Origin of the sequence: Oscillatoria sp. HE19RPO (assembly GCF_024220515.1) — a bacterium.
GTDB lineage: Bacteria > Cyanobacteriota > Cyanobacteriia > Cyanobacteriales > Laspinemataceae > Laspinema.
The window spans coordinates 1-10,077 of the sequence record NZ_JAMXOT010000074.1 but is presented as its reverse complement, the minus strand read 5'-3'; the positions used below and the strand labels follow the sequence as shown (position 1 = coordinate 10,077).

The 10,077-nt window shown below is 49.3% G+C and carries 8 protein-coding genes and 2 rRNA genes; 5 read left to right on the top strand and 5 right to left on the bottom strand.

Annotation, left to right across the window (positions count from 1 at the left end):
• Both NG833_RS07770 and rrf read left to right on the top strand, forming a co-directional pair.
• A 23S ribosomal RNA gene (locus tag NG833_RS07770) occupies positions 1-138 on the top strand; the annotation flags it as partial.
• Between the two features lie 62 nt (positions 139-200).
• Positions 201-318, top strand: a 5S ribosomal RNA gene (gene rrf / locus NG833_RS07765).
• A gap of 76 nt (positions 319-394) precedes the next feature.
• Here rrf and NG833_RS07760 read toward each other — a convergent pair.
• The 5 genes from NG833_RS07760 to NG833_RS07735 all read right to left on the bottom strand — a co-directional run bounded on the left by NG833_RS07760 (position 395) and on the right by NG833_RS07735 (position 6,257).
• Positions 395-1,606, bottom strand: a complete 1,212-nt coding sequence (locus tag NG833_RS07760; protein ID WP_254564725.1) for a M20 family metallopeptidase — start codon at positions 1,604-1,606, stop codon at positions 395-397.
• A gap of 163 nt (positions 1,607-1,769) precedes the next feature.
• Positions 1,770-2,492, bottom strand: a complete 723-nt coding sequence (bioD, locus tag NG833_RS07755; protein ID WP_375293888.1) for a dethiobiotin synthase — start codon at positions 2,490-2,492, stop codon at positions 1,770-1,772.
• A 22-nt stretch (positions 2,493-2,514) separates the two neighbouring features.
• On the bottom strand, positions 2,515-4,650 hold the full coding sequence (locus NG833_RS30745) for a serine/threonine protein kinase (RefSeq protein ID WP_305884985.1): 2,136 nt from the start codon (positions 4,648-4,650) through the stop codon (positions 2,515-2,517).
• Between the two features lie 406 nt (positions 4,651-5,056).
• On the bottom strand, positions 5,057-5,533 hold the full coding sequence (locus NG833_RS07740; RefSeq protein ID WP_254564723.1) for a hypothetical protein: 477 nt from the start codon (positions 5,531-5,533) through the stop codon (positions 5,057-5,059).
• Between the two features lie 259 nt (positions 5,534-5,792).
• Positions 5,793-6,257: a GatB/YqeY domain-containing protein gene (locus NG833_RS07735; protein WP_254564722.1), complete on the bottom strand. Its 465-nt coding sequence runs from the start codon at positions 6,255-6,257 to the stop codon at positions 5,793-5,795.
• 443 nt (positions 6,258-6,700) lie between these two features.
• Here NG833_RS07735 and NG833_RS07730 point away from each other — a divergent pair, with 443 nt between their 5' ends.
• From NG833_RS07730 to NG833_RS07720, 3 genes are all read left to right on the top strand, one after another.
• Positions 6,701-7,693, top strand: a complete 993-nt coding sequence (locus tag NG833_RS07730) for a ribose-phosphate pyrophosphokinase (protein ID WP_207087574.1) — start codon at positions 6,701-6,703, stop codon at positions 7,691-7,693.
• Between the two features lie 270 nt (positions 7,694-7,963).
• Positions 7,964-8,347 (top strand): hypothetical protein, encoded by a 384-nt coding sequence (locus NG833_RS07725; protein WP_254564721.1) that lies wholly within the window; start codon positions 7,964-7,966, stop codon positions 8,345-8,347.
• Between the two features lie 60 nt (positions 8,348-8,407).
• Positions 8,408-9,463 (top strand): folate-binding protein YgfZ, encoded by a 1,056-nt coding sequence (locus NG833_RS07720; RefSeq protein WP_254564720.1) that lies wholly within the window; start codon positions 8,408-8,410, stop codon positions 9,461-9,463.
• The last annotated feature ends 614 nt before the right edge of the window (positions 9,464-10,077 follow it).

The window sequence follows — 10,077 nt, the reverse complement described above, 5'->3', positions numbered from 1 at the left end:
GGAAGCCCACCTCAAGATGAGTGCTCTCATGGAGTTAATCCAGTAAGGTCACGGGCAGAACACCCGTTAATAGGCGCTAGGTGGAAGTGCAGTAATGTATGTAGCCAAGGCGTACTAACAGACCGAGGGCTTGACCTCATTCAACTTCTTTGATTTCTTTTCTTTATGCAGTCTTGAGGGTTTATCAACCTCACAGTTTTCCGGGTGCCTATGGCTTCGTGGAACCACGCCGACTCCTTCCCGAACTCGGACGTGAAACGCGACTGCGGCGAAGATACTTGGAGGGTAGCCTCCTGGGAAAATAGCTCGGTGCCCGGTCACTATTTAAACTAAAAAGCCTCCGGTTTCTCTACATAGAACCGGAGGCTTTTTAGTGTTTAGAGTGTTATGAAAATCATGAACAAAACTGCTCGACACAGCGAACAAAGATTTCAACTCCTATGCTCAGAGCGGTTTCGTCAAAATTAAACCGAGGATGGTGATGGGGATAGGCTAGGTTTTGAGAGAGATTGGCTCCGCCTAGAAAGAAGTAACAGCCGGGGACTTCTTGTAAAAAGAAGCTCATATCTTCCCCTCCCATCGTTTGGCACTCTGGAACAATTCCGGCAGGAGTTTCCACGACATTTTCAGAGACCGATCGCACTAAGCTCGCGATCGCCGGATGATTAATCACTGGCGGATAAAGTTTTTGGTAATCTAACTCATAGCTCGCCCCATGACTCTGACAAACCCCCGCAATGATTTGCTCAATCCGTTGAGGGATAGCCTCACCTAATTCTGGATTAAAATAGCGCACGGTTCCGCTTAAGTGGGCGGAGTCGGCAATTACATTTAACGCCTTCCCGGCATGAAGTTCCCCCACGGTTACCACTGCAGATTCTAAAGGATTGACATTCCGGGCCACAATAGTTTGCAAGGCCTGAACGATTTGGGCGGCGACTAAAATTGAATCCACGGTTTGATGAGGCATGGCCCCATGTCCGCCTTTACCCTGAATATGGCAGCGGAAAAACTCCGTTGCTGCCATTAAAGGACCGCTACGCACCCCAACAGTGCCGAGGGGGAGGTTGTTCCAGAGGTGCAATCCAATGATGGCATCTACTGCCGGATTTTCCAAAACTCCCGCTTCAATCATGGGTTTAGCACCCCCTGGTCCTTCCTCTGCGGGTTGGAAAATGAATTTGACCGTTCCCGAAAATTGCTCGGGGTGTTGGGAGAGATAGTACGCTGTCCCTAGGGCGATCGCCACATGACCATCATGTCCACAAGCGTGCATTTTTCCCGGATGCTGCGATCGGTAGGGGATCTCATTTTCTTCAAAAATCGGCAGGGCATCCATATCAGCGCGAATCCCGATCGCCTTGCCCGGATTTTTACCTTCAACAATGGCCACAATCCCGGTTTCAGCAATCCCAGTTTGATGCTTAATTCCCCATTGTTGTAATTTTTGAGTAATGAATTCAGCACTCAGATGTTCGTTAAAAGCAAGTTCGGGACGTTGATGTAACCACCGCCGCCATTCTACCAGTTGAGGCTGTAAAGCCTGTATGTCAGACCGAAGACTCGATTGATTAATTCGCTGCGGATTGAGAGATGTAGAAAACATGGGTTGAACTGTTGAAAAAATAGAGACTTTCACAATAATTACTGGGTTTTTAATAACCCAAGACCAAAAAATATAGCTTTTATCTTTGTGGAAAAAAGCGAGAAATACTCTGGTTTTTAGATGAGCAAATTGACAAGTTTTAGGGTATAATATCCACTTTATTTTAAGGGTTTAAAATCGGTAACCGGGGCAGCAGTAACTCAAGGTCGAGATTAGAGGCCGAGTGAATGAGTTGGTCTAAATTCTGAGCATCCTCCAAACAGGGAATCGTCCCCAAGACGCGAGTTTGAGTGAGTGATTCGATTAAATCGATAGGAGTTAAATCAGCAACTTCTGCGTCAGAACGAGGTTGGACACAATTGAGGATAATGCCGAGTAACGGCACTCCAGCTTGTCGGGCGAGGGCGACATTAGCAACAGCAGCGGCGATCGCCCCTAACCTGACAGGAACCACTAACACCGTGGGAATGCGCCAATCATGGGCTAAATCGGCTACAGTCAACTCCCAAGAAATCGGGGAACCCAATCCCCCCACGCCTTCCACTAGCACAAAGGAATAACGCTCTTGCAATTGGGTAAACACCGGCCAGAGCTGTTTGAGGTCTACGGAACGACCTTCCCTTTGGGCGGCCACTGGGGGGGCGAGGGGGGCCTCGAAATAGAGAGGCGTAATTTCTTCTGGGGATTGTTGTAACTCAAACAGCCGTTGATAGAGTTCCCGATCGCCGGTTCCCGATTGCAGAGGTTTCATCAGGGCCAGGGAACCCAGGGGATAATACCGTTGCCAATAGGCAGCGATCGCCGTTGTCACAACGGTTTTACCCGCATCGGTATCCGTTCCGGCAATCAGTAATGTGTTCAATGTTTTATTCCGGTCCTTGGTCATCAGTTTGGCCATCGCTTACGTTCTAGTCGCTGACGCTAATCTCAATTTCATAATTGATCCCGGCTCCTGCGGCTATATCAATTTTATAATCTCCAGGGACAGAAACCTGACCTTGCCATTGCACCAGCATCGCACCATCTTCAACCATTTGACCACTGGGATAGCGGATATCCAGACCGATCGCCCCAGAAACCACCGATACTTTCAGAATCTGGCCTCTGTTCACATTCACCACATAGCGTTTCGGTTGGCTCGTCGTGCGTCCACTCATTTGACTGCTACTGCCCCCGGAGACCTGAACTCGTTGGATGTCTATCTCCGGCGTCGGAGCCGAGGTTGGCGTCGGGACAGGGATCGCCCGAGGAGCCGGGGTAGGTTCTGGTCGGGGTCCAGGAGTGGGAGCCGGGGTAGGTTCCGGTCTAGACGGAGGAGTTGGACTCGGGGCGGGACTAGGGATAGATTCTAAACGTTCTGGCGGAACCGGGGACTGATCCCGCAGGGAACCCGGAGGGGGTGATTCGGGGGCGGTTGATGCCCGACTCGCCCGAGTGATCCGCAGCTCAAAATTACTCGGGGAGAATCCGGGTAAGCTAAATAACTCGATCTCGTATTCTCCGGTTTCTTGTAACCTTCCCGTCCATTGAGTGACGCCTCTGGATTCCCCAAGCGCCATCCGGTTGGGACCCCATACGTTCATTAAAATCCCTCGGTTGGCGAGACTTGCACTCAACAGTTCACCGGCGGTTCCTGAAACGACGTATTTAATAATTTCGTTTTCTTCCACAGTGCCTTCTACTGCCGTGGTTACCCCGGTGTCAACCTTGAGGGGAATGGTAGAAATAATCGGGTCTGCTGGGGGTGGGGGTTCCGGTTGTTGGGAACCGGGGCGTGGGATGCTAGGAATAGGCAAAGGGTTAGAGGATGTTGCCGGAGTAGAAGGGGTGGAGTTGGGATTGGGTGAGGGGGTTATAGTGGGGTCCGGATTGGGTGGGGGAAGCGGTGGAATGGTTGCCGGTTCCAGGTCCGATTCAACATTGGAAAATAAGGGAGCCGGATTCTCCTGGACATCGGGGCGATCCAGCTTTAAGAAAGAACGGACGACATTCCAAGACCCTAATCCACTCAAGAGAATGATGGCAAAGATTCCCAAGGCGATCGCGATCGGGTGGTCGAATAAAGAATCAGAACTGGTAGAGATTCCGGGTCGAGGAAAATTGGGGTCTAGGGAAGGAGAAACCACGGGGTTGGGGCCTACGGCAATAGTAGCCAATTCCGATCCAGTGGGATCGTTGCCTTGAGGAATCGGGCGTTGGACAGTCAGTTGGGCCAGAACGAGCTGGACTTCTTTGGCATACTGGTAGCGATCGCCGGGTTTGTAACTCAACATCCGATTCAGGACCCTGACCAATTCTGGCTGTACGGGATGGGGAACAAATCGTTCCCAGTGCCAGACCAGCTTGACATCATCAAATAGGTCTTGAGGTTCTCTTACAGTGAGCAAGACCACAGCAGTCACCGCTAGGGCATAGAGATCGCTACTGGGATAAGCTCGACCTGTTTGCATTTGTTCGCTGGGAGCATAGCCTAATTTTCCGACAGTTGTGGCGGCAGTCCCCTGTTCTGGAAACTGAATCAGGGTAGCCAATTCTTTCACCACACCAAAATCAATCAAGACGGGCCAGCGGTCGGATTCGCGGCGAATGATATTTTCCGGAGAAATATCGCGATGAATAATTCCTTGGCTGTGGATGTAATCCAGGATAGGTAAAAGTTGCTGCATTAACTGCAACACTTCAGTTTCAGAAAAGCGCTTGCCTGCGGATTTATACTCTTCGAGCAGGGTGCGATAGGTTTTTCCGGCTACATAATCTTGGACTAAAAACAGCCGTCCTTCTTCTTCAAAGGTGGCTCTAAACTGAGGAATTTGAGGGTGTTGAATTTGATAGAGAATGGCGGCTTCTCGTTGGAATAATTCCAGGGATTTGACCTGGGCATGGCTGCCATTTTGGGCGGGAATAAATTCTTTGAGGGCGCAGCGTTCATTAAACCGTCCTTGATCTTCGGCGAGATAGGTGCGGCCAAACCCTCCCTGACCTAAAAGACTAAGTATATGATATCGGTTTTGTAAGATGGTTCCACTAAAAATTGCGGCTTGCATAGAAGTTAAGTTCTCGTTTAAATCAGAGGGATTGAGGGGTCTTTGATAGGGTTTAACCGACTTAATGGCGATGGCTGGGCTCGCTATTCAAGATATCAGCAGGGACAAAGGGCGATCGGGCCAACCCGGATGATCTATAATCCCTAACTCAAAAGGGGAAGGACGGGAAGGAATTCGTCGTGAGTGTTTTATTCAGTCTGTTCCGGTTGGCTGTAAAGGGAACTTCTGCCGGCCCCTCCTGATACCAAATCCGGTTATGAAAAGTCGTTTTTATGGAGTAGCCTGCGCAGGCAGGCTTTGTCTGTATAGCCCCAGGCTTGAGCCTGCGGGTTTTTATAGACCGATTCCAACCGGATTCCGTATGAGTCCCCTATTTGCCCCCCGAGCGATCGGGAGTTTCCTCCTTCTATTCTGGCAAAGTTATTTCAGGAGGGCGTTCCTCAGAAACCCGCTGAATCTCAAAATTATCGATACTCATTTCAAACCGATTGAAGATGACGCGCATTTCATCATAAGCCAGGGCAGCAGAAAGACCCCGGGGGGTGGGACATTGGACGCGCAGTAAGGTTTGAAAACCGCCAAACTCTTCGTTGATATAGAAGGTTTTGGAACACTGGAAACTGATAAAGCCTTCTAGAGCAAGCTGATTGAGGGCGGCAACTCCCAAGGGAGAGTTGAGAATATTTTCCCACTGTTGCGAGACTTCTGAATCGGTCATTCGACGCCACTGCTGGGATTGAGCTTGAGGGGGATTAGGGTTTTGGCCGAAGTTGGGGGAGGCTCCTAAACAACTGGCGATCGCCAGGGTAACTCCAACTACTGTATAACGGGCAATCCAAATCGCTGCACGAGTAATCGGCTGAATTTTGTCAGTTAGATTCATCAAAAACTCCCATTTTTAAACTGGATATTAGGTCAAATCCGGCTGAAATTGACGAGGCTCATCAATGCCTCAATCAAACAAAGGACCTGCCTAGGGTTTTTGGGCTTCGCAGGGATATCAAGCTCGGTTCTCCAATGAGAGGCTACAGTCATAACCAGACAAGGGGGTTCATCACTTCATTTCATTTTTGTCAACCCGACAACCCATCAGGGCCAGAAACCCGGTTTTTTATCCGACCGATTGAGACGGTCACGAAATTCTAGGACTGGCCTGAAAGCTTGGCTTTGACCATTTCTTGAACTTTTTTGCCTTCCGCCTTGCCTTTGAGCAGTTCCATCGCTGGACCCATCACTTTGCCCATATCTTTGAGAGAGGTAGCGCCCACTTCAGCCACAATTTGATCAATGACTGTACTCACTTCTTCATCAGACAGCGGCTGGGGCAGATATTCTTCCAAAATCGCCAATTCTTGGGCCTCTTGTGCGGCGAGTTCCTCGCGACCCCCTTGCTGATATTGTTCAATAGACTCTTTGCGTTGCTTGGCGAGTCTGGAGAGGATCTCTAGTTCTTGTTCTTCCGTTAAAGTATCCTGGCCCAAAGCTCTGACGCTTACTTCCTTTTCCAGAATCAATTTTTTGATACTGCGTACTGTTTCCAGACGAATTTTATCCTTAGATTTCATCGCGGACTTGATGTCTTGGTCAATTCGTTCCTTTAAGCTCATAACGCCTCACTTTTTTTTCATAATTAACCGTTAATTTTGGAAAACCGAGTCAGGGAGGCAACGGAGGAAGCCAGCCTCCTTCCAGCCTAGCCGCAACCCAGGGGAGTCGGCAATGATTCCGGGGACATCTCAGAAGGCTTGGACAGTTTCCTGGGAAAAACAGGGCTAGGAATTGAGGCTAGGTTTAGGGAGTGGGTTGGGGGTGGGGGCGTTGTTCCGGTTTCCCTGAGTCTAAGTTAATCAATATTTAGGTAAATATAGCCCCACAAACCTGATGGTGCATAGATTAGAGGGTCATCTGTTTCCCTTTCACCCAATTGATTCATTTAATTTACCCCGGAATTTCCATATTGCTTTTGATAGAGATCCGAGAAAATAATGACGAAAATTTCCGATTGAGGTGATAAAATTTGAACCAATGAACGTCCGATGAAGTGCCTGCCGTGATCCGTTCTGCTACTTTAACCCTCCAGCCATCTCTGGCTACCTTTGCTGACCATAGCCGTCTGCGACTGTTTTCAGGTTCTGCTAACGTCCCTCTATCTCAGGAAGTGGCTCGCTACTTGGGCATAGATTTGGGACCAATGGTCCGGAAGCGGTTTGCTGATGGTGAACTTTACATCCAAATTCAGGAGTCAATCCGGGGATGTGATGTTTACCTGATTCAGCCCTCTTGTTATCCGGTGAATGACCACCTGATGGAATTGCTGATTATGATCGATGCCTGCCGACGAGCCTCGGCAAGGCAAATTACCGCCGTAATTCCCTACTATGGCTATGCTAGGGCCGATCGCAAAACAGCGGGACGAGAGTCCATTACTGCCAAACTGGTGGCAAATTTAATTACCCAAGCCGGTGCAAGTCGGATTTTGGCAATGGATTTGCACTCAGACCAAATCCAAGGTTATTTCGATATCCCCTTAGACCATGTTTATGCCTCGCCTGTCGTGTTGGACTACCTCGTTAGTAAACAACTCTCTGACATTGTGGTAGTCTCCCCAGACGTGGGAGGCGTGGCGAGAGCCCGAGCATTTGCCAAAAAGTTAAACGATGCGCCTTTGGCGATTATTGATAAACGTCGGCAAGCTCATAATGTGGCCGAAGTCATGAATTTGATTGGTGATGTAGAGGGCAAAACGGCAGTGCTGGTCGATGACATGATCGATACTGCTGGTACAATCTGCGAGGGTGCTCGCTTACTTCGGAAAGAAGGAGCCAGACAGGTTTATGCCTGTGCCACTCATGCAGTTTTTTCTCCTCCAGCGGTTGAGCGCCTTTCTACAGGGGTGTTTGAAGAGGTGATTATTACAAATACCATTCCGGTACCCGAGGATAAACGCTTTAAACAGTTGACCATCCTTTCGGTTGCCAATTTATTAGGTGAAACAATTTGGCGGATTCATGAAGATAGTTCCGTTAGCAGTATGTTCCGCTAAGTTGAAGTTGAAGCGGATGGACTCCCCGGTGAACCCAACCGCATCAGTTTAACGCAGGTCTAAAGCCTGCTTCTTTTCATGATTTAGCCCGCATCAGCGGGCTTCTTTGGGTAGAGTTGAAGTTAATCCGGCAGATGCCGGAAATCTCTGAGACTCTCTGCCATCAAATTATCGGAACTTTGCTGATTTTTCTGGCAGATATTCTGCAATATATTAAATCAATTTAGAGGCGCTTTTTCGGGAACTGAACCGATGAGTTTTTGATAAACAATGAAGCCTAAATTTAAAGATACTTTGGCATGGCAGCAAGCCGAAATCCTGATGCAACCGGCTTTGATTCGCGTGCTAGATAATATTCGCAAACACCTCGAAGATTCTTGTTGGGAAGGCACTTATGAAGATGTGCAAACCCCTTTCCCTGGCTACCTTCTTTGTTTAAAACGGGGAGAAATAGAACACAAGTTTAATGTCTGGGAACTGTGCTTTGAAATTTGTTTTCAAAATTATAGCCCTACTCATGCAGCCACGGAAAGCCGTGATGTGGAAATTGATAGCAGTTTGATTGATGAAGAGGGAGAAGTGGATTGGAATCGACTGGATGAGAAAGCCAAGCAGTTGGTTCAGGACATTTTTGCCAATTTGCCCAAGCTGTAACAAGGTTGATGCGGTCTGATAGCCTATGAACAGGTAATTTAGAGAAAACCAGGGATGGCTATGAGTGAGGAATTGCATGACCTTCAGGCGGCGAGTGGCGCAGTGTTTGCGGATTCGGACTCGGAAATTCAGGTGCCGGTGAGTTATGGGAATGACCCAGGGGCGATCGCCTCAGCATATCAGGCGGTGGCATTATGCGATCGCTCGGATTGGGGGCTGATTCAAGTCAGCGGTGGCGATCGCCTGCGCTTTTTACATAACCAAAGCACGAATGAGTTCCAAAAACTCCCACCGGGACAAGGGTGCGATACGGTTTTTGTCACCTCTACGGCAAGAACTATTGATTTGGCAACGGCCTATATGACTGAGGATACCACCCTGTTGCTGGTCTCCCCCAGTCGGCGTCAGAGAATTATGGAATGGCTCGATCGCTATCTGTTCCCTGCCGATCTCGTGGAGTTGCAGGATATCACTGCCTCGATGGCGACCTTTAGTTTAATCGGTCCGGGGAGTCAGGGATTGTTGGCCCCTTGGGGAGTGGCAGGCGATCGGCCCCATGCTAGTCATCAACTCCTGACCCTAGGCGAGATTCAGGTTAGAGTTGCCGTCGGTAGTGGATTGGCCCTTCCTGGTTATACCCTCATTTGCGATCGCCATGATGCTGCATCCCTGTGGAAATTCCTCACCGATGACGGTGCCATTCCCTTGGGAACCCAGGGGTGGGAACAACTGCGAATTCAGCAAGGACGTCCTGCACCCGACTGCGAACTGACGGAGGATTACAACCCCTTAGAAGCGGGATTATGGCACAATATCTCGTTTGATAAAGGTTGCTACATCGGACAGGAAACGATCGCCCGCTTGAATACCTATAAAGGGGTGAAGGTGCAACTGTGGGGGGTCAAACTCACTGCACCCGCATCCCCAGGAACGGTGGTGACAATGGGAGAGGAGAAAGTTGGCACCCTCACCAGTTACACCGACAGTCCGGAAGGCCCTTTTGGGTTAGCCTACATTCGCACGAAAGCTGGAGGTGCGGGTTTGCAGGTGCAAGTGGGTGAGGCGACTGGGGAGGTTGTGGATATTCCGTTTGTCACCCGAGGATATTTGGGGTAGTCATTGGTCATGGGTCGGTTGTCATTGGTCATTGGTCATTGGTCATTTGTTGTTGGTCCTTGGGATTTTTGACGACTGAGGACCAACAATACCTGGGGAGTTTGGGTCCACAACAATTGACCCGTGACAAATGACAACCGACCCATGACAATTGACAATTGACAATTGACCAATGACAAATGACCAATGGCTACAGTTCAGGGCGCATCCAGCAGTTAGGGGAGGGGTCTTCACAGGTTTTGGATCGAGAGACGTCGTTTAAGGAGTAGAATAAAAAGAGGGAATGTGCTTGCACACATTCCCGGCTCACTAAAAATTTAAACTAAAAGTATGATAACACCCTTGGAAGGATTGATGGCTGCTAACCTCAACTGTCCTACGCCACTTTTCAAAACTAGAAACAGCTTCAAGTCTAGTTGCCCTCGTGTGGGCAGCATGGCGCGTGGGATTAGAATTGGCAAGGCAAGTGGTAGAGTTGACACTCCCCGGTCTAAAGACACGGGGATTCTTTAGAAGGCAGTCGTAAGACTGCTAAACCCTACTCAGCCGTAGCCTTTCGGCAATCAAGGCGGTGCCAATTGCCGCTATTCTCTCTGCCCGAAGGCATTGAGCCT

Excerpts from the sequence above, each read along its gene's own strand:
- NG833_RS07760 (WP_254564725.1), bottom strand. The coding sequence starts at position 1,606 with ATGTTTTCTACATCTCTCAATCCGCAGCGAATTAATCAATCGAGTCTT.
- bioD (WP_375293888.1), bottom strand. The coding sequence starts at position 2,492 with ATGACCAAGGACCGGAATAAAACATTGAACACATTACTGATTGCCGGA.
- NG833_RS30745 (WP_305884985.1), bottom strand. The coding sequence starts at position 4,650 with ATGCAAGCCGCAATTTTTAGTGGAACCATCTTACAAAACCGATATCAT.
- NG833_RS07740 (WP_254564723.1), bottom strand. The coding sequence starts at position 5,533 with ATGAATCTAACTGACAAAATTCAGCCGATTACTCGTGCAGCGATTTGG.
- NG833_RS07735 (WP_254564722.1), bottom strand. The coding sequence starts at position 6,257 with ATGAGCTTAAAGGAACGAATTGACCAAGACATCAAGTCCGCGATGAAA.
- NG833_RS07725 (WP_254564721.1), top strand. The coding sequence starts at position 7,964 with ATGAAGCCTAAATTTAAAGATACTTTGGCATGGCAGCAAGCCGAAATC.
- NG833_RS07720 (WP_254564720.1), top strand. The coding sequence starts at position 8,408 with ATGAGTGAGGAATTGCATGACCTTCAGGCGGCGAGTGGCGCAGTGTTT.